This window comes from Mesorhizobium sp. B1-1-1, from assembly GCF_006442955.1.
In the GTDB taxonomy this organism is placed as follows: domain Bacteria; phylum Pseudomonadota; class Alphaproteobacteria; order Rhizobiales; family Rhizobiaceae; genus Mesorhizobium.
Map to the genome: position 1 here is coordinate 21,108 of NZ_VFWW01000022.1, position 16,927 is coordinate 38,034.

20 protein-coding genes are annotated in these 16,927 nt (G+C 63.6%); 9 read left to right on the forward strand and 11 right to left on the reverse strand.

Features of this window, described 5'->3' with window-relative positions; translation table 11 throughout:
• Positions 1–16 precede the first annotated feature (16 nt).
• The 3 genes from FJ986_RS29770 to sppA form a co-directional block, all read right to left on the reverse strand.
• Positions 17–349 carry a DUF1049 domain-containing protein gene (locus FJ986_RS29770; protein ID WP_140522516.1) on the reverse strand — a complete coding sequence of 111 codons (333 nt, stop codon included), beginning with the start codon at positions 347–349 and terminating at the stop codon, positions 17–19.
• Positions 350–402: 53 nt separating this feature from the next.
• Entirely contained in the window at positions 403–687 is a 285-nt protein-coding gene (locus tag FJ986_RS29775; protein ID WP_006200394.1) for an integration host factor subunit beta, read from the reverse strand.
• Between the two features lie 80 nt (positions 688–767).
• Complete coding sequence (sppA, locus tag FJ986_RS29780) at positions 768–1,724, reverse strand: signal peptide peptidase SppA (protein WP_140566094.1); 957 nt, start codon at positions 1,722–1,724, stop codon at positions 768–770.
• Between the two features lie 383 nt (positions 1,725–2,107).
• Between sppA and lptC the strand changes: the two genes are divergently transcribed.
• From lptC to ptsN, 6 genes are all read left to right on the forward strand, one after another.
• Positions 2,108–2,821, forward strand: a complete 714-nt coding sequence (gene lptC, locus FJ986_RS29785; protein ID WP_140522513.1) for an LPS export ABC transporter periplasmic protein LptC — start codon at positions 2,108–2,110, stop codon at positions 2,819–2,821.
• Positions 2,808–3,392, forward strand: a complete 585-nt coding sequence (locus FJ986_RS29790) for an LptA/OstA family protein (protein WP_140676847.1) — start codon at positions 2,808–2,810, stop codon at positions 3,390–3,392. The genes lptC and FJ986_RS29790 overlap by 14 nt, the downstream gene beginning before the upstream one ends.
• The gene (gene lptB / locus FJ986_RS29795) at positions 3,392–4,210 is read left to right on the forward strand and encodes an LPS export ABC transporter ATP-binding protein (protein WP_140500202.1); all 819 of its coding nucleotides are present in this window, start codon (positions 3,392–3,394) and stop codon (positions 4,208–4,210) included. The genes FJ986_RS29790 and lptB overlap by 1 nt, the downstream gene beginning before the upstream one ends.
• A gap of 195 nt (positions 4,211–4,405) precedes the next feature.
• Positions 4,406–5,932: an RNA polymerase factor sigma-54 gene (gene rpoN / locus FJ986_RS29800; protein WP_140676850.1), complete on the forward strand. Its 1,527-nt coding sequence runs from the start codon at positions 4,406–4,408 to the stop codon at positions 5,930–5,932.
• A 264-nt stretch (positions 5,933–6,196) separates the two neighbouring features.
• Positions 6,197–6,775, forward strand: coding sequence for a ribosome-associated translation inhibitor RaiA (gene raiA / locus FJ986_RS29805; protein ID WP_140500197.1), 579 nt, complete (start codon positions 6,197–6,199; stop codon positions 6,773–6,775).
• Positions 6,776–6,833: 58 nt separating this feature from the next.
• Positions 6,834–7,298 carry a PTS IIA-like nitrogen regulatory protein PtsN gene (ptsN, locus tag FJ986_RS29810; protein ID WP_135898701.1) on the forward strand — a complete coding sequence of 155 codons (465 nt, stop codon included), beginning with the start codon at positions 6,834–6,836 and terminating at the stop codon, positions 7,296–7,298.
• 67 nt (positions 7,299–7,365) lie between these two features.
• On the opposite strand, the gene FJ986_RS29815 is transcribed toward ptsN, so the two are convergent.
• Both FJ986_RS29815 and FJ986_RS29820 read right to left on the reverse strand, forming a co-directional pair.
• Positions 7,366–7,635 carry a DUF1150 family protein gene (locus FJ986_RS29815; protein WP_140500195.1) on the reverse strand — a complete coding sequence of 90 codons (270 nt, stop codon included), beginning with the start codon at positions 7,633–7,635 and terminating at the stop codon, positions 7,366–7,368.
• Positions 7,636–7,711: 76 nt separating this feature from the next.
• Positions 7,712–8,137, reverse strand: coding sequence for an Hsp20 family protein (locus tag FJ986_RS29820; protein WP_013893014.1), 426 nt, complete (start codon positions 8,135–8,137; stop codon positions 7,712–7,714).
• A gap of 302 nt (positions 8,138–8,439) precedes the next feature.
• Here FJ986_RS29820 and FJ986_RS29825 point away from each other — a divergent pair, with 302 nt between their 5' ends.
• On the forward strand, positions 8,440–9,381 hold the full coding sequence (locus FJ986_RS29825; RefSeq protein ID WP_140500193.1) for a nucleoside hydrolase: 942 nt from the start codon (positions 8,440–8,442) through the stop codon (positions 9,379–9,381).
• Between the two features lie 173 nt (positions 9,382–9,554).
• Here the strand turns inward: FJ986_RS29825 and FJ986_RS29830 are convergent, their stop codons facing one another.
• The 4 genes from FJ986_RS29830 to FJ986_RS29845 form a co-directional block, all read right to left on the reverse strand.
• On the reverse strand, positions 9,555–10,169 hold the full coding sequence (locus FJ986_RS29830; RefSeq protein WP_140522507.1) for a LysE family translocator: 615 nt from the start codon (positions 10,167–10,169) through the stop codon (positions 9,555–9,557).
• Between the two features lie 110 nt (positions 10,170–10,279).
• Complete coding sequence (locus FJ986_RS29835; protein ID WP_140672254.1) at positions 10,280–11,719, reverse strand: amidase; 1,440 nt, start codon at positions 11,717–11,719, stop codon at positions 10,280–10,282.
• Between the two features lie 10 nt (positions 11,720–11,729).
• Entirely contained in the window at positions 11,730–12,635 is a 906-nt protein-coding gene (locus tag FJ986_RS29840; protein WP_140632952.1) for a ribokinase, read from the reverse strand.
• 162 nt (positions 12,636–12,797) lie between these two features.
• Positions 12,798–13,676 (reverse strand): bifunctional helix-turn-helix domain-containing protein/methylated-DNA--[protein]-cysteine S-methyltransferase, encoded by an 879-nt coding sequence (locus FJ986_RS29845; protein ID WP_140676853.1) that lies wholly within the window; start codon positions 13,674–13,676, stop codon positions 12,798–12,800.
• Between the two features lie 114 nt (positions 13,677–13,790).
• Between FJ986_RS29845 and FJ986_RS29850 the strand changes: the two genes are divergently transcribed.
• Positions 13,791–14,606: a class I SAM-dependent methyltransferase gene (locus tag FJ986_RS29850; protein WP_140522499.1), complete on the forward strand. Its 816-nt coding sequence runs from the start codon at positions 13,791–13,793 to the stop codon at positions 14,604–14,606.
• Between the two features lie 45 nt (positions 14,607–14,651).
• Here FJ986_RS29850 and FJ986_RS29855 read toward each other — a convergent pair whose 3' ends face one another.
• Positions 14,652–15,146 carry a DUF2244 domain-containing protein gene (locus tag FJ986_RS29855; protein WP_140676856.1) on the reverse strand — a complete coding sequence of 165 codons (495 nt, stop codon included), beginning with the start codon at positions 15,144–15,146 and terminating at the stop codon, positions 14,652–14,654.
• Between the two features lie 22 nt (positions 15,147–15,168).
• Here FJ986_RS29855 and nth point away from each other — a divergent pair, with 22 nt between their 5' ends.
• The gene (gene nth, locus FJ986_RS29860) at positions 15,169–15,972 is read left to right on the forward strand and encodes an endonuclease III (protein ID WP_140560249.1); all 804 of its coding nucleotides are present in this window, start codon (positions 15,169–15,171) and stop codon (positions 15,970–15,972) included.
• A gap of 1 nt (position 15,973) precedes the next feature.
• Here nth and FJ986_RS29865 read toward each other — a convergent pair.
• On the reverse strand, positions 15,974–16,927 hold a 954-nt coding region (locus tag FJ986_RS29865), incomplete at its 5' end, for a tripartite tricarboxylate transporter permease (RefSeq protein WP_181167735.1).

A 16,927-nucleotide genomic window follows, 5' to 3' on the forward strand; every position in this document is an offset into this window, starting at 1 on the left:
CAGCGCCGTGCGGCGGTCAGTTGGTCGGCTTCGGCAGCACCGGTCCCTGCGGTGTCGACGGGGTGCGGCCGATCGCCTGGCGCAGGTTCTCGGCCTCGACGCCGCGCTGGCGCGCCAGCTTGCGGTAGCGTCCCTGCTTGACCCAGGTCGCCAGGCTGCCGACGACCATGCCGACGGCGAGGGCCAGGAACAGGAAGATGAACAGCGGCAAAGTGAGCGTCAGCGCCGGATTGCCGGGATTGAACGGATCCAGCGTGAAGGCGACGAGTTCGCGATTGGCGACGGCCAGCGCGATCAGGATGACCGCCAGGGGCACGAAGACCACGATGAGCATGAAGCGATTGAGCATGATGTTTTCCGTCGGAAACCGGCCTCCCGGGAAGGGCCGGTCTGGCGTCGCGCCTACTTTCCGCCATTCAGCCTTTCGCGCAGTTCCTTGCCGGTCTTGAAGAAAGGCACCCATTTCTCCTCGACCTCGACGGATTCACCGGTGCGCGGGTTGCGGCCGGTGCGGGCGGGGCGATTTTTCACCGAAAAGGCACCGAAGCCACGCAATTCGACCCGGTTGCCTTCGGCGAGCGCGTCGGTGATCTCGTCGAAAATCGCGCCGACGATGTTTTCAACGTCGCGCAGGAAAAGATGCGGATTGCGCGTGGCAATAATCTGCACAAGTTCGGACTTGATCATCGGACGGGTCCCCTGAAATCGGTGCGGTCGAAATTATGAGGATGATTTTGTTTGCTTTTTCATCCACCCCAAACGGCGTCTCAAGGGTGCCAGACGGAAACGAGACCGTCAAGAAACAAGCGGTCGGCGCCAAGTTCATGGATGATATCGCCGCTGTAGTCCGGCAGGCCGAGCGCGCCGGCGATCGTTCTCACCATCGCTTTGGACAACAGGAAGCCGCCGCGCCGCTCCGTGTCCTTCCATTCGACCACCTTGAGTTTCGAGTCGACGCCCTTGGTCGCCAGCCAGTCGATCGCCTCGGTCTCGCCGCCGACGGCGTCGATCAGGCCGTTGGAGACCCCTTGGCGACCGGTGAAGATCGATCCGTCGGCGAGCGCCAGCGCTTGCTCGCGGGTCATCTTGCGGCGTTCGGCGACGATGCCGACGAACCAGTCGTAGCTGTCGAGGATGAGCTTGCGGACCATGGCGCGCTCGTCGTCGTTGGTCGGCTTGAAAGGCGAGGGCGAGGCCTTGAGCGGCGAGGATTTCACTTCCTCCAGCTTGACGCCGAGCTTGTCCATCAGGCCGCTGACATCAGGATACTGGATCAGCACGCCGATCGATCCGACGATCGAGGTCTTGCGGGCGACGATGTGATCGGTGGCGCTCGCGATCATGTAGCCGGCCGACGCGGCGAGCGTGCCGACCTCGGCCGCGACAGGCTTGTCGGCGGCGAGCTTGCGCACCTCCTCATAGATCGATTCACCGCCGACGGTGGTGCCGCCGGGGGAATCGATGGCGAGGATCACGCCTTTCACCCTCGGCGACTTGCGGATGGCTTCCAGCCGCTCGATCAGTTCGTCGTCCTCGGTGATGGTGCCTTCGATCCTGACCTTGGCGATATGATCGACGGCCGAGCCGCCGAAATCGTCGCGATAGAACCAGGCCGAGATCGCAATGACGCCGAGCGCAACGATGGCGATGGCCGCAGCGCGCCAGAAGGTCAGCTTACGCCGCAAGCGGCGGCGGTCGATCAGGTCGTCGGCTCTCAATGCCATGGTCAGCCTCACGGTCGATGGAAAGAGATGCTTTTAGACCATGACGTCCCGGTCTGGAAGCAATTCCGTCTGCGCATGACGCGGCAATCCGCGCGCGGCGCACGCGAGGCAAGTGCGCGTCAGCGTCCGCCAAGACGTCGGTTTCGTGATTGGTCCGTGAAACGAACGGCAGGTAAGGGGGGAGCCGATGGTAACGAAAAATGTACGCCAGACGTCTATTTCTGCTATGAAGCAGGGCTGTCGGTGTTGATCCGTTCTGATCTGCACGACCGCAACTGTCACATTTTCGCGGTTTTCGTCGGCTTGTGCTTGCTTGAAAGCGCCGACGTCCCACCTATAGGCGGTGTTGCCCGGCGGGGCAGGGGTTTTAGAAGAAAGCAGTTATGTTAGCGCGAACGAGTGAAGCGAGCAGCACCGAGACGGAGTTGGCTCCCCCGGCGGACGGCCCGGCGAGGGGGGACGCGTTCGATCGCGCACGGCGGCATTCGCGCCGGGTGCGCGTGCTCAAATTCGCCGTGCCGGTGCTGGCGGCGTTGATCGCCATTGCCTTCCCGGTCTATTCCTACCTCGCCGCACCGGTGTCCGTCGCGGTCCAGGCGGAAGGCACCGCCTTTTCCAACGGCAAGCTGGTGATGGCCAACCCCAAGCTCAACGGCTTCACCAAGCAGAAATTGCCCTATTCCATGACGGCATTGCGCGCCATACAGGACGTCAGCACGCAAGGCATCATCGAACTCGACGGCATCGACGCCAAGGTGCCGATCGCGGCCGACAATGTCGCTGCGATCAAAGCCACGCATGGTACCTACGATCGCGACGGCAATACGATGCACCTGACCAGCGACGTCACGATCGCCACGACCGACGGTCTTCAGGCCAGGTTCAAATCGGTCTTCCTCGACATGGGCAAAGGCACTATGAAGACGGATGACCCCGTGGACGTCAGCCGTGACGGGTCGCAGATCACCGCGAATTCCTTGTCGGTGCAGGATAATGGCAAGGTTCTGGTGTTCGAGAACAAGGTGCGCGTCAATATCGATCCCGCCAATCTGAAGGCGGCAGAGGCAAAGGGCGAAGAAGCGAATGTGGCTCATTAGTTCGACACGGCTTGCCGCCGCAGCTTCGGCGCTGCTTTTGCTGGGGCTTGCGCCGGTGCAGGCGCAATCCAGCGCCGAGAGCGCGTCCGGGCTCAAACTGTCGGGCGACAAGCCCATCCAGATCGAGAGCGACAAGCTGGAGGTCCGGCAGGCGGACAACGTCGCCGTGTTCACCGGCAACGTCACGGTCGTGCAGGGACCGACCCTGCTCAAGTCCGGCAAGATGATGGTCTACTACGTCAAGGACCCGAACGCGGCCGCAAAGGGGACGGAAGCAGCGGGAGCGGCGATGACCGGCTCGGCCAACATCGACCACCTTGAAGTCAGCGGAAAAGTTTACATCAAGTCGAATGACCAGATCGCGACCGGTGATAATGGCACCTTCGACATGAAGACGCAGGTGCTGGTCCTGTCCGGCAAGGAAGTGGTGCTGTCGCAAGGCCCCAATGTCCTCAAGGGCTGCAAGCTCACCGTGCAGATGAAGACCGGCCTCGCCAATGTCGACGGCTGCGGTGGACGTGTCATCATGTCGATGACGCCACCGCCGAAATCGGGAGCGACGAACCCCTGATGGCCAGCCTGTCGTCGCTGACGGCGCGTCTTCCGGGGCGGGCCGCCGGCAAGGTTTCGGCTCCGGCCACGGTCACCGCCGATAAGGCGAAGTTCAAGGGAACCTTGATCGCCAAGGGCCTGACCAAGAGCTACAAGGGTCGCAAGGTGGTCAGCGGCGTCACGCTCGGGGTGCGTGCCGGCGAGGCCGTCGGGCTGCTCGGTCCGAACGGCGCCGGCAAGACCACCTGTTTCTACATGGTCACCGGCCTGGTGCCTGTGGACGAGGGCACGATCGAGATCGACGGCTTCGATGTCACCTCCATGCCGATGTACCGGCGTGCGCGTCTGGGCATCGGCTATCTGCCGCAGGAGGCCTCGATCTTCCGCGGCCTCAGCGTCGAGCAGAACATTCGCGCCGTGCTGGAAGTGGTCGAAAAGAGCCGCAAGGAGCGCGAGCGCAGCCTCGACGAACTGCTCGAGGAGTTCCATATCAGCCATTTGCGCAAGGCGCCGTCGATGTCGCTTTCCGGCGGCGAACGTCGGCGCCTGGAGATCGCGCGTGCGCTGGCCACGCGCCCGGCCTACATGCTGCTCGACGAGCCTTTCGCCGGCATCGACCCGATCGCCGTCGCCGACATCCAGCAACTGGTGCGTCATTTGACGGCGCGCGGCATCGGCGTGCTCATCACCGATCACAATGTGCGCGAGACGCTCGGCCTGATCGACCGCGCCTACATCATCCATGCCGGCCAGGTGCTCACTCATGGCCGGGCTGATGAAGTGGTCGCAAATCCCGACGTGCGGCGGCTCTATCTGGGCGAGGGATTCACGCTTTGAGCGTGAAATTTGTTTCCTGACGCGATTTTTTTCCTGTCAGGGGCCATTTTCTCGCGATTTTGCTCCGGGATAACGCTCCGGTAAGCGGGTTTTGCTAGCGTTTGCCTTGACAAGCAAAAGCCGGGCCAGTTTCTATCGGTTCGCGAAAATTCCTTCCGGCAGTCCGGATGCAGACGAGGCGTTTGAAACCGAACCATGGCGTTGGCGGCGAAACTACAGCTACGACAGTCGCAGTCGCTGGTGATGACGCCGCAGCTGATGCAGTCGATCCGGCTGCTGCAGTTCACCCATGCCGAACTCGAGCACTTCATCGACGAGGAGATCGAGCGCAACCCGTTGCTGGAGCGCGCCGAGCCGCAGGACGACGCCGCTAGCGACCAGGCGCCGAGGACCGAGGCGGCACCGGAAACGGCGGCCGACGGCGACTGGTTCGAGACCGAAGCGGGATGGAGCGCCGAGGCGATCTCGGAAAAGCTCGACACATCGCTGGAGAACCTGTTCCCGGACGACCCGGGCACCAGCGAGCGGCTCGGACCAGACCTCACGGCGCAGTGGAAATCGGCGACCGGCAATGGCGGCACGTCCTCGTCCGATGGCTTCGACGCCGGCGATATGGCGGCGACCGCCATCACGCTGCGCGATCATGTCAGCGAGCATATTGCGCTCGCTTTCGCCGATCCGGCGGCGCGCCTGATCGCCGGCGAACTCGCGGACGGCCTCGACGAGACCGGCTATATGCGCGCCGATATGGCTGAGATAGCCTCGCGCCTTGGTAGCGGCGCCGACGCCGTGGCCAAGGTGCTGTCGGTGTGCCAGACCTTCGAGCCGGCCGGCCTGTTCGCCCGCGACCTTGCCGAATGCCTGTCGCTGCAACTTGCCGTGCGCGACAGGCTCGATCCGGCGATGAAGGCGCTGATTGCCAACCTCGAACTCCTGGCGCGCCGCGATTTTCACACGCTGAAGCGGATCTGCGGCGTCGACGAAGAGGACTTGCTCGACATGCTGGCCGAGATCCGGGCGCTCGATCCGCGGCCGGGCATGGCATTTTCGGGCGGCGCCAGCGACGCCGTCATTGCCGATGTCGAGGTGCGCGCGGCCAATGACGGCAGCTGGACGGTCGAGCTCAACGCCGAAACGCTGCCGCGCGTGCTGGTCGACCACATCTATTTCGCCCAGGTTTCGCCGCACGCCAAGAACCAGGCCGAAAAGGATTTCCTGGCCGAGTGCCTGCAGAACGCCAATTGGCTGACGCGCAGCCTCGATCAGAGGGCAAAGACCATTCTCAAGGTCGCATCGGAGATCGTGCGCCAGCAGGATGCCTTCCTCGTCCATGGCGTGCGCCAGCTGAAGCCGCTCAACCTGCGCACGGTGGCCGACGCCATAGGCATGCACGAATCGACCGTCAGCCGGGTCACCGCGAACAAGTACATGCTGACGCCGCGCGGCGTGTTCGAACTGCGCTATTTCTTCACCGCCTCGATCGCCTCGTCGGGCGGTGGCGAGGCGCATTCGTCGGAAGCGGTGCGTGACCGCATCAAGCAATTGATCGACGAGGAAAAAACCGTCGACGTCCTGTCCGACGACGCGATCGTCGACATGTTGCGCGAAAGCGGCGTCGATATCGCCAGGCGTACGGTCGCCAAATACAGGGAAGGCATGAATATCCCGTCCTCGGTGCAGCGCCGGCGCGAGAAGCGGGCCCTTGCCAGCGCCGGGCGCTAGGTTCGGCGATTTCCACAGGGTTCGTGCTTCATTGACAAGCTGCGGTGAAGTGGCTAGAAGCCCGCCCGCATGAGACGGGCTCGGCGCCCGCTAGCGGATGGTCCGTCACGACAATGGCCTAGGGATGGTCAAGAAGGCGGCTTGTGATCAACCGGAAAGTTTGGATTTAAATCGGCGCGAGTGACGCCGCAAAGCTTGTGCGCACGGACCACGAGTATAAACTCCGGCCAGTTTGAAGCCTGAGCAAGGAAGGTCAGTTTTCAGATGAATCTGCGCATATCGGGAAAACACATGGATATCGGCGATGCGTTCCGTACGCGCATCAACGATCGTGTCGGCGAGGCGATCGGCAAATATTTCGACCGCGGCTTTGCCGGACATGTCACCGTCATCAAATCGGGCTCGCGCTATTCGGCGGATTGCATGATCCGGCTGGATTCCGGCGCTTCGCTGCAGGCGACCGGCGATGCCCAGGACCCGACGCTGGCTTTCGAGGCCGCGGCGGATCGTCTGGAAACCCGGCTTCGGCGCTACAAGCGCCGGCTGAAATCGCACAATTCGGGCAATGGCGAGCTCACCGATATCGCCTACACGGTGATGGCGCCACTCGCCGATGACGACGAGGACATTCCGGAGGATTTTGCGCCGGCCATCGTCGCCGAATCGACCATGACGCTGAAGACCATGTCGGTGGCGTCGGCGGTCATAGAACTCGACACAAAGGACAGTCCGGTCTTCGTCTTCCGCAACGCCGGAAACAATCACGTCAACATCGTCTATCGCCGGCCGGATGGGAACATCGGCTGGATCGATCCGTCCACGACCAAGGTCGCACAGGGATAAAACCGGCCGCACGAGGGGTGGGGACTGGTGACGGCAGGCGAACAAGGGATTTTCAAGTATGGATCTGAGCGATCTCATCAACGTTCCGGCGATATTGCCGGCGTTGAAGGCGAACTCCAAGAAGCAGCTTCTGCAATTGCTGTCGGAGAGGGCGGCCGCGATTTCCGGCATTCCGGAGCGGGAGGTGTTCGACACGATCCTGCAGCGCGAGCGGCTCGGCTCGACGGGGGTCGGCAACGGCATCGCCATTCCGCACGGCAAGCTGGCCGGCGTGAAGCGCATCGCCGGCGTGTTCGCCCGCCTGGAGACGCCGGTCGATTTCGAGGCGCTCGACGACCAGCCGGTCGACCTGGTGTTCCTGCTGCTGGCCCCTGAAGGGGCCGGCGCCGATCATCTGAAGGCGCTGTCGCGCATCGCGCGGGTGCTGCGCGACGCCGATACGGTGGCCAAGATCAGGGGAACGCGCGACGCCGTGGCGATCCACGCGCTTTTATCGGACACTCAGGCCTCGCACGCGGCCTGACGTTTTCTGGATGAACAATGGTAGGGCCGCCACGGGCGGCCCCGTTCGTTTTCAGCGGAAAATCGCCTTAATGAATGGCGACCGTGGTCAGGTCGTTTTCCATGGCGCCGGCCAGCGCGCGATCGCGCGCATCTGAAAGCAGGATCGGCTGGCCGTTGGCGGCAAACAGCGCCCACAATTCCATGCCGGGCGCGATTTCGCCAATGCCCGGGAAACGGCCGAGCAGTTCCTCGCTCGTAACCTTGCGCAGATAAGCGACCGAGCCCTCGCCGAGATGGGCGAATTCACCGCTGGTCATGGTGGGATTTTGTGTAGGATTTTGGTCAGTTCTGGTCATTTCAAGCCTCCTTGGCGCGAGACGCCGCCCTGGTTCTGGGCAGTAGGCCATCCCGCATGAGAGCCATCGGCAAAGATCAGTCTTTCACCGATATGTTTATTTTCCGTACCAGCCGCTCGGACTCGGGCCGATCGAGATCGATCGACAAAAGGCCGTTCTTCAGCTCCGCCGCAATCACCCGCATGCCGTCGGCCAGCACGAAGCAGCGCTGGAATTGGCGTGCGGCGATGCCGCGGTGAAGAAATTCGCGCTCGGTATCGTCGGTCTGACGACCGCGCACGACCAACTGGTTTTCCTCCGTGGTGACATCGAGATCGCTTTCGGCGAAACCGGCGACAGCGAGCGTGATGCGCAGCCTTTCGGCCTTGCCGTCGGCGCCGCTGAGCCGCTCGATGTTGTAAGGAGGATAGCTGTCACCGGATTTCGCCAGGCGCTCCAGCGTCTTTTCCATGGCGTCGAAACCCAGGAGAAGCGGGCTGGAGAAAGGCGTCATTCGGCTCATGTTACATTGTCCTCTCAAGAGCGACATAAACTGGAAAAACCCAGATGGCATTTTTCCCGATGGTCTTGATATGGTCCGCCCCACGACCAAGTTCAAGCCATCAAAACACCCGCCCAAAAAGACCACGTCGTGGACTCACAAGAATGATCGACATGGCGCTTGAAACGGCAGTGAGATGCAAGGAGAAGCGCTGCGCCGGGATTCGTCCCCCCGGGCGGAGCGGTTCGGCAGCTCAAGGCCGGTTCGGTGCGTTTCGCATGCTCGCTCGGACGCATGAGCTCATGGCCAAACAAGGAATTGAAATGCCCCAAACACGCAAGATCATCATCGACACGGATCCTGGCCAGGACGATGCCGTCGCCATATTGCTGGCGCTTGGCAGCCCCGAGCTGGAGATCGTCGGCATATCAGCCGTAGCCGGCAACGTGCCGCTGAACCTTACCGAAAAGAACGCCCGCAAGATCTGCGAACTGGCCGGCCGACCCGACATCAAGGTCTATGCCGGCGCCGTCCGTCCGCTGGCGCGTGAACTGGTTACGGCCGAGGCGGTGCATGGCCAAACTGGCCTCAACGGGCCACAATTGCCCGAACCGACGATGAAGCTGCAGGATAAGTACGCCGTCGATTTCATCGTCGAGACGCTGATGAAGGAAGAGAGCGGCAGCATCACGCTGTGCGCTCTCGGGCCGCTCACCAATATCGCGCTGGCGCTGATCCGCGAGCCGAAGATCGCGCCGCGCATCAAGGAAATCATCCTGATGGGCGGTGGCTTCTTCGAAGGCGGCAATGTCACGCCGGCGGCCGAATTCAACATTTATGTCGATCCGCACGCGGCCGAGGTGGTGTTGAAATCCGGCATTCCGATCGTGCTGATGCCGCTCGACGTCACCCACAAGGCGCTGACCACCGCCAAGCGCACCCAGGCCTTTCGCAAGCTCGGCACCAAGGTCGGTACCGCAACGGCCGAGATGCTGGAGTTTTTCGAGCGTTTCGACGAGGAGAAATACGGCACCGATGGCGGGCCGCTGCATGACCCCTGCGTCATCGCCTACCTGTTGAAACCGGAGCTGTTCAAAGGCCGTAACTGCAATGTCAGCGTGGAAACCAGCTCGGAACTGACCATGGGCATGACCGTGATCGACTGGTGGGGCGTCACCAAGCGGGAAAAGAACGCCAAGGTGATGGGCGACATCGACCATGACGGCTTCTTCGCGCTGTTGCTGGAACGGCTGGGGCGGCTTTAAATCCGCCTCCTTACCCTCTCCCCTCGCGGGAAAAGGCGGCCTCGCGAAGCGAGGTCGGATGAGGGGTGTTCCGGGGAACGCCGACGCCTCACTCCGTCACGCACCCCTCAACCATCTCGGCGCTGCGCGCCGATCCACCTTCCCCCACAAGGGGGAAGGAAAGGCGGCGGTGCTCACTTCGACCGTGAAAACGCCAGCCACAGGCCGCCGCCGATCATGAAGCTGCCGCTGATCCTGGACAGGAGCTTGACGCGGCGGGCGGACAGGATGCGACCGGCGCGGCCGGCGGCCAGCGCATAAGTCGAATCCGACATGGCGGCGAAGATCATGGCGGTGAGGCCCATGACGGCGATCTGCAGCGAATAATTGCCTTGCGGCGCGATGAATTGCGGAAAGAAGGCGCCGAAGAAGATCAGCGTCTTCGGGTTGCTGAGCGCTACCAGCAGGCCCTGCACGAAAAAGCCGCCGCGCGGCTTCCGCGCCGTTCCGTCGGCGTTCAGCTTGCCCTTGGACCGGAACATCTGCACGCCCATCCAGATCAGGTAGGCGGCACCGATCAGCCGCACCCATTCGAACCAGTGCCCCATACCCGATATCAGCGTGTTGAGGCCGATGCCGACGATGGCGATCATGACCGCCAGGCCGGCCTGCGTGCCGGCGACATTGGCCAGGCCGGCGCGGGAGCCATGACGGATGCTGTTGGCGATGATCAGCGTGACCGTCGGCCCTGGCACCAGGATGATGACGACGCACGCAAGGACATAGGCGGCATAGAGTTCCAGCGACATGATTTTTCCCTCGGGCAGAATGCCGCCTGTGCGGCGCCACAATCAATGCATGGCGGCGATGCCGGTGCAAGCCGGCACATGGAGCCGCGCGATACGCAGATGCACCGGATTCAGGCGCCGGACGGCCACGGCAGTGTCGTCTCATAGGCCGCCGCCGCCTTCAGCACAGCCATGTCGCCACGCGGCCGGCCGATCAGTTGCATGCCCATCGGCCGGCCTCTGGCGTCGAAGCCGACCGGCACGCTGACGGCCGGGCAGCCGCCCATGGTGGCGGGCGCCGAAACCTGCATCCAGCGGTGATAGCTGTCCATCGGCCGGCCGGCGATCTCGCGCGGCCAATGGGTGCCGACGTCGAACGGAAAGACTTGCGCGGTCGGCAATGCAATCAGGTCGAAGCGGTCGAACAGCGACAGCAGCGTCCGGTACCAGGACGTCCGGACGACCGAGGCGGCGCGAATCCGAGGCGCCGTCAGGAGTTGCGCGTTCTCCACCTCCCAGACGGCTTCGGGCTTCAACAGGGCGCGCCTGGCAGGATCGTCATAATGCACTTTCAGCGCGCAGCCGCTGCTTGCCTGGCGCAACGTCACGAAGGCCTGCCACAAGGCCTCGAAATCAAAATCCGGCACCAGTGCCTCGGCCTTGAACGAGGCCTCCCCGAAGCGGTCGAGCGCGGCCTGGCAGAGCTCGAGGATGCCGGGCTCCATGGGCAAATGCCCGCCCAGATCGCCGAGCCAGGCGACACGGCCGCCTTTGGCGGGCATATGCAGGCCTTCGAGGAAGGAGCCTTGTTTCTCATAGGACAAGGGTGCGCGCGGATGATGGCCCGCCTGCACGTCGAGCAGCAGCGCCATGTCGCCGACATTGCGACCCATCGGCCCATCGACGCCCATCTGGGCATGAAAGACCTCGACGTCCGGGCCGCCGGGGACGAGCCCCTGCGATGGCCGGAAACCATAGACATTGTTCCAGGCGGCTGGATTGCGCAACGAGCCGCCGAAGTCGCTGCCGTCGGCGACGGGCACCATGTCCAGCGCCAGCGCCACCGCGGCGCCGCCGCTCGAGCCGCCGGCGCTCAAATCTGGATCAAAGGCGTTCAGCGTCGGGCCGAACACGGGATTGTAGGTGTTGGAGCCGAGGCCGAATTCGGGAACGTTGGTCTTGCCGATGATGATGGCGCCGGCCTTGCGCATGCGCTCGACGAAGAAATCGTCCTCCTGCGGCACGAAATCGGCGAAGATCGGCGAGCCGAAGGAGGTACGCAGGCCGCGGGTCATTGCGAGATCCTTGACCGCGATCGGCAGGCCGAAGAGCGCACCGGCCCGGTCCGGACGGGCATCGGCTGCGTCGGCCTCGCGCAGGATATCGCTACGATCGCGCAAGGAAACGATGGCGTTGACGAGCGGGTTGACGGCTTCGACGCGGTCGAGGAATGCCGTCACGACCTCACGTACCGAAAGTTTCCTTTGCCGGATCGCGTCGGCCAGCTCGACGGCGGACAGGCGGCAGATGTCGCCGGTCGGTGGCGCGGCATGCTTTGTCTGGGGGCGCATTCTGGTCGTCTCAGCGGGATTTCAGGAGTGCCTGGTCGACATCGGCGGCCAACGGGATGGCCGGCTGGGCGCCCGGCTTCAGGCATGCCAGCGAGCCGGCCGCGCCGGCCCGGGCGAGCGCCTGTTCGAGGGGCAGGCCCGACGACAGGCCGGCGGCGAAATAGCCGCAAAAGGTGTCGCCTGCACCAACCGTGTCGACCGGGGTGATCTTCAATGCGGGCACCGTCAGGGAATCGGTCGGCGTCGCCGCCATCACGCCGTCGCCGCCGAGCGTGACGACGATGGCGCGGCCGGTTTTCCCGGCAAAGTCGCGCATCCGTGCCGCGCGGTCGCGCCCGCTCAGCGACAGCACCTCGCCATAGAGGTCGAACTCAGTCTCGTTGGCGACGACATAGTCGGCCTTGCCGAGCAAGCCGGCCGCGTCGCGATGGAAGGGTGCGGTGTTGAGCACGGTGACGGCACCGGCCGCGCTTGCCTGATCGAGCGCGGCTTCGACGGTCGCAAGCGGGATCTCGTGTTGCAGGAGCATGACATCGCCTTTTCCGGGGAAGGCCTTGGACAGGTCGCCGGGCAGCACCGAGGCGTTGGCACCCGGTACCACGGCGATAATGTTCTCGCCATCGTCGCCGACCATGATCAGCGCGGTGCCCGTCGAGGCAAAAGTTTCGCCCACGCCAGACAGATCCACCTTGGCCTGGCGCAGCAGCGCCAGGGCCTCGCCGGCGAAACTATCCTTGCCGACGGCTCCCACCATGCGCACCTTTTCGCCGGCGCGCGCGGCGGCCAACGCCTGGTTGGCGCCCTTGCCGCCGGGCGCGGTGGCGAAACCGGAGCCGCTCACCGTCTCGCCAGGGCTCGGCAAGCGGTCGACATTGGCGATAAGGTCGAGATTGATCGAGCCGACGACGATGATCAAGGAATGCCTCCTCATGAATGAGCGGGAAGCTATCCTGTAAGATCGTTGCTTTCCAGTGCATGCCGATATGGCAAGCGCCGCGGTGCCGCGTCATGCGAGTCATCGGGGCGTCGTCGTTTTCCACGTGACAATGCCGGCGGCAGGTCGCCGGCGTTCCCGATTTCAAGAGGTGACCTGTCCCGCCTCCCAGCCCAGAATGGCGCGCTTGCGGGTCAGGCCCCAGTGGTAGCCGGTGAGGTCGCCGGATTTACCGATGGCGCGGTGGCAAGGCACCACGAAGGAGAGCGGGTTGGCGCCGTTGGCGGCGCCGACGGCGCGGCTGGCGCTCGGCGCGCCGATGCTGGCGGCGATCGAGGAATAGGTGCGAGCCTTGCCCATCGGAATCTGGAGCAAGGCCTCCCAGACGCGAACCTGGAAGTCGGTGCCGATCATCACGACATGCAGCGGCTGGTCCGGGCGCCACAGCGTCGGGTCGAAGATGCGCGCGGCGTAGGGACCGGTCGCGGCAATGTCCTCGACATAGACGGCATTCGGCCAGCGGCTGGACATATCCGCGAAAGCAGCGCGCTCCTCGCCCGGATCGCTGAAGGCGAGGCCTGCAAGCCCTCGGTCGGTGGCCATGATCAGGGCGGTGCCGAATGGCGAGGTATGATAGCCATAGCGGATTGTGAGCCCGGCGCCGCGCGTCTTGTAGTCGCCCGGCGACATCGCCTCATGGGTGACGAACAGGTCGTGCAGCCGGCCGGGGCCGGACATGCCGAGCTCGAACGATGTTTCAAGCAGCGGCATGCCGGAATCGAGCAGCCTGCGGGCATGGTCCAGCGTCACCGCCTGCAGGAAAGCCTTGGGCGAAAGGCCGGCCCAGCGTGTGAACAGCTTCTGCAGGCCGGTCGGCGTCTCGCCGACCTCCTCTGCAAGCTCCTCGAGGGAAGGCTGGTCGCGATAGTCGAGGCTGATCTTCTCGATGGCGCGGCGCACGATTTCGTAGTCGTTGCCTTCGGGCGTGATGTCCTTCTTGAGGACTGCTGTCTGGGTGCTCATGGGAATTCTCCTTGAGCCGGAATATCAGCACTTGGGGCGCCGATCGCCACCCGAAACTTGCCTTCTTGCGGCGCATACCCAGATAAACTCTGGTTTTCGAGCCCAGGAGTCGCCATGGCGGGTGAAAAGGTAAATCTCGCCGGCGCGAAAGAAACCTTGCTGATGACGCTCTACGGCAAGGCGCTGGAAAGCCGGATGCCCCATTCGCTGCTTGGGGATCGTTTCGCCGACGAGGCGGTGCGTAAGATCGACTATGATTTCTCAAGACTCAAGGTCGACAGCAATCTCGGCATCGGCCTGGCGATCAGGGCAAAGACGCTGGACGTCCGCGTCGAGGAGTTTCTGGCCAGAAATCCTGATGCCATCGTGCTGCATCTGGGGTGCGGGCTCGACACGCGCATCTTCCGGGTCAATCCGCCACCAGGCGTCGACTGGTTCGATGTCGACTATCCGGAAGTCATTGAACTCAGGCGCAAGCTTTACCCGCCGCGCGACCGCTATCGCCTCATCGCTTCGTCGGTAACAGAGCCGGACTGGCTGGCTGAAGTGCCCCGCAACCGACCGGCCATCGTGGTGGCGGAGGGGCTGACGCCCTATCTTCCGGCCGAGGAAGGGTTCCGCCTGTTCTCGCGCCTGGTCATACATCTTGCCGGCGGCGACCTGATCTTCGACGCTTACAGCGGTTTCGGCCTGAAGCTGCTGCGCCTCAATCCGGCGATCAGGGCGACAGGCGCCGAGGTCCACTGGGCGATCGAGGATCCGCACGAACTGGAACTGGCTGTCCCGAAGCTCCGATTCATCGAAGACATCCCGGCCTATGGACCTGAACACGCCGCCCGCATGGGCTGGCCCGCGCAGCTGTTCGTTCGGCTTTGGAAATACATTCCCGCACTGCGCAAGATCGGCAGGCTTTTGCGCTATCGCTTCTGAAACGTCGTACCCTTGTTCGACGCGGTCCGGACGCAAGCTGTTCGGCTAGCGCGCCTTGGCGGTGGCGAGCGCACGTGAAAAGGCGGTGGCGAAGCTTTCGCGGGAATCGGGGTCGAGAAAGCCGCCGATCGCCACGCTTTGTCCCTGCGCCTCGACCGCCATCCGGGTGATGCCGATTTCGGCGTGACGGGCGACCGAAAAGCGCGCCCAGAACGGGTTGAAGCGGTGCGCTTCCGATTTTCCCGACGGCGCGGTCTTGCGGATATCGAGGCTGGTGCGCGAGATCGACACCTCCTCGCGGGCGCGGGCGGCACGGTAGTTCATGCGGAAGGCAATGTAGACGGCGACAACGTCCAGACCGAAGAAGCCGAAAACCGGCCAGGCGCCGCGCGACAGGAAAAAAGCCCCGGTCACCAGCCAGCCGAACAGCAGCGCGACCATCAGCACGGCGAAGCCGGTCTTGCCCAGCGACCGGTGCGGGGTCAGCAAGGCGCTGAAGAAGGGTTCGTCCGCCTGGAACGAGGCATTTGTGTCGTTCATATCTGGATATTATAGGAAGGAAATGGCAAGCCCCAAGTCCAAAGTACCCGCACAATCCGAAAAGAAGCCACCGCCTGGACGGCGCGACGGCTCGAACGCCAAGCCGAGCCCCAGGCCGGCCCGATCCAGAACGCTCTACAGTCCGGCGGAGGTGCACGAGATTTTCCGGCGCTTTGCCGTCCAGCGGCCGGAGCCGAAGGGCGAGCTCGAACATGTAAACCCCTTCACCCTGCTGGTGGCCGTCGTGCTGTCGGCGCAGGCGACCGACGCCGGCGTCAACAAGGCGACGCGGGCGCTGTTCAAGATCGCCGATACGCCGCGCAAAATGCTGGATCTGGGTGAGGCCAGGGTCGGCGACTATATCAGGACCATCGGTCTGTGGCGCAACAAGGCCAAGAACGTCATCGCGCTGTCGCAGGCATTGATTCGCGATCATGGTGGCGAGGTGCCGGACAGCCGGGACGAACTGGTCAAATTGCCGGGGGTCGGGCGCAAGACCGCCAATGTCGTGCTCAACATGGCCTTCGGCCAGCACACGATGGCCGTCGACACGCACATCTTCCGCATCGGCAACCGCATAGGACTGGCGCCCGGCAAGACGCCCGACCAGGTCGAGCAGGGGCTGTTGAAGATCATTCCCGACGAATATATGCGCCACGCGCATCACTGGCTGATCCTGCATGGCCGCTACGTCTGCAAGGCGCGCAAGCCGGATTGCCCGGCCTGCGTCATCGCCGACCTCTGCAAGGCGCAGGAAAAGACGACCAGCGTGCCGGCGCCGCTGGTCGAGATCGCTCCGCTCGAGGAAGCGAGCGGAATTCAATAAGTTAACTCTCCTCCACAAACACCTCTTCGCGCTTCTTCTTGACCGCGGGCAGGAAGACGATGACGAGCACGGCGAGCGCGATGAGGAGCAGGCCGGCGCTGATCGGTCTCGTCAGGAAGGCGCTGGGATCGCCACGCGACAGAATCATGGCCCGGCGGAGATTTTCCTCAAGCAGGGGGCCAAGCACGAAGCCGAGCAGCAGGGGCGCGGGTTCGCAGCGCAGTTTGGTCAGGAGATAGCCGAGGAAGCCGAAAAAGGCGACGGCGTAGAGGTCGTAGACATTGGTGTTGACGCTGTAAACGCCGATCGAGCAGAACGCCATGATGATCGGGAAAAGCACGTAATAGGGGATCGTAAGCAGCTTCACCCAGAGCCCGATCAGCGGCAGGTTCAGGACGATCAGCATCAGGTTGCCGATCCACATGGAGGCGATGATGCCCCAGAAAAGCGCCGGCTGTTCGGTCGCGACATTCGGGCCGGGCACGATGCCCTGGATGATCATCGCGCCGATCATCAGCGCCATGACCGGATTGGCTGGAATGCCGAGCGTCAGCATCGGGATGAAGGAGGTCTGCGCGCCGGCATTGTTGGCCGATTCCGGCCCGGCGACACCTGCGATCGCGCCCTTGCCGAATTCTTCGGGGTTTTTCGATACGCGCTTTTCGACCGTGTAGGAGGCAAAGGCCGCGAGGATCGCGCCGCCTCCCGGCAGGATGCCGAGCGCTGAACCGATGATCGTTCCGCGCACGATGGGCGCCGCCATGCGCCTGAAGTCGTCGCGGGTGGGCATGAGCCCTGAAACCTTTCGGATCATCACCGAGCGCTCATGCTCGTTCTCGAGGTTGCGCAGGATCTCGGCAATGCCGAAGACGCCGACCGCCACGGCGACGAAATTCAGCCCGTCGGCATATTCGGGGATACCGAGCGTGAAGCGCGGCGTGCCGGTGTAGATATC

Excerpts from the sequence above, each read along its gene's own strand:
- FJ986_RS29835 (WP_140672254.1), bottom strand. The coding sequence starts at position 11,719 with ATGCGCCCCCAGACAAAGCATGCCGCGCCACCGACCGGCGACATCTGC.
- raiA (WP_140500197.1), top strand. The coding sequence starts at position 6,197 with ATGAATCTGCGCATATCGGGAAAACACATGGATATCGGCGATGCGTTC.
- FJ986_RS29850 (WP_140522499.1), top strand. The coding sequence starts at position 13,791 with ATGGCGGGTGAAAAGGTAAATCTCGCCGGCGCGAAAGAAACCTTGCTG.
- lptC (WP_140522513.1), top strand. The coding sequence starts at position 2,108 with ATGTTAGCGCGAACGAGTGAAGCGAGCAGCACCGAGACGGAGTTGGCT.
- FJ986_RS29790 (WP_140676847.1), top strand. The coding sequence starts at position 2,808 with ATGTGGCTCATTAGTTCGACACGGCTTGCCGCCGCAGCTTCGGCGCTG.
- FJ986_RS29770 (WP_140522516.1), bottom strand. The coding sequence starts at position 349 with ATGCTCAATCGCTTCATGCTCATCGTGGTCTTCGTGCCCCTGGCGGTC.
- FJ986_RS29820 (WP_013893014.1), bottom strand. The coding sequence starts at position 8,137 with ATGAGCCGAATGACGCCTTTCTCCAGCCCGCTTCTCCTGGGTTTCGAC.
- FJ986_RS29825 (WP_140500193.1), top strand. The coding sequence starts at position 8,440 with ATGCCCCAAACACGCAAGATCATCATCGACACGGATCCTGGCCAGGAC.
- FJ986_RS29845 (WP_140676853.1), bottom strand. The coding sequence starts at position 13,676 with ATGAGCACCCAGACAGCAGTCCTCAAGAAGGACATCACGCCCGAAGGC.
- sppA (WP_140566094.1), bottom strand. The coding sequence starts at position 1,724 with ATGGCATTGAGAGCCGACGACCTGATCGACCGCCGCCGCTTGCGGCGT.
- lptB (WP_140500202.1), top strand. The coding sequence starts at position 3,392 with ATGGCCAGCCTGTCGTCGCTGACGGCGCGTCTTCCGGGGCGGGCCGCC.
- ptsN (WP_135898701.1), top strand. The coding sequence starts at position 6,834 with ATGGATCTGAGCGATCTCATCAACGTTCCGGCGATATTGCCGGCGTTG.
- FJ986_RS29815 (WP_140500195.1), bottom strand. The coding sequence starts at position 7,635 with ATGACCAGAACTGACCAAAATCCTACACAAAATCCCACCATGACCAGC.
- FJ986_RS29855 (WP_140676856.1), bottom strand. The coding sequence starts at position 15,146 with ATGAACGACACAAATGCCTCGTTCCAGGCGGACGAACCCTTCTTCAGC.
- FJ986_RS29830 (WP_140522507.1), bottom strand. The coding sequence starts at position 10,169 with ATGTCGCTGGAACTCTATGCCGCCTATGTCCTTGCGTGCGTCGTCATC.
- nth (WP_140560249.1), top strand. The coding sequence starts at position 15,169 with ATGGCAAGCCCCAAGTCCAAAGTACCCGCACAATCCGAAAAGAAGCCA.
- rpoN (WP_140676850.1), top strand. The coding sequence starts at position 4,406 with ATGGCGTTGGCGGCGAAACTACAGCTACGACAGTCGCAGTCGCTGGTG.
- FJ986_RS29775 (WP_006200394.1), bottom strand. The coding sequence starts at position 687 with ATGATCAAGTCCGAACTTGTGCAGATTATTGCCACGCGCAATCCGCAT.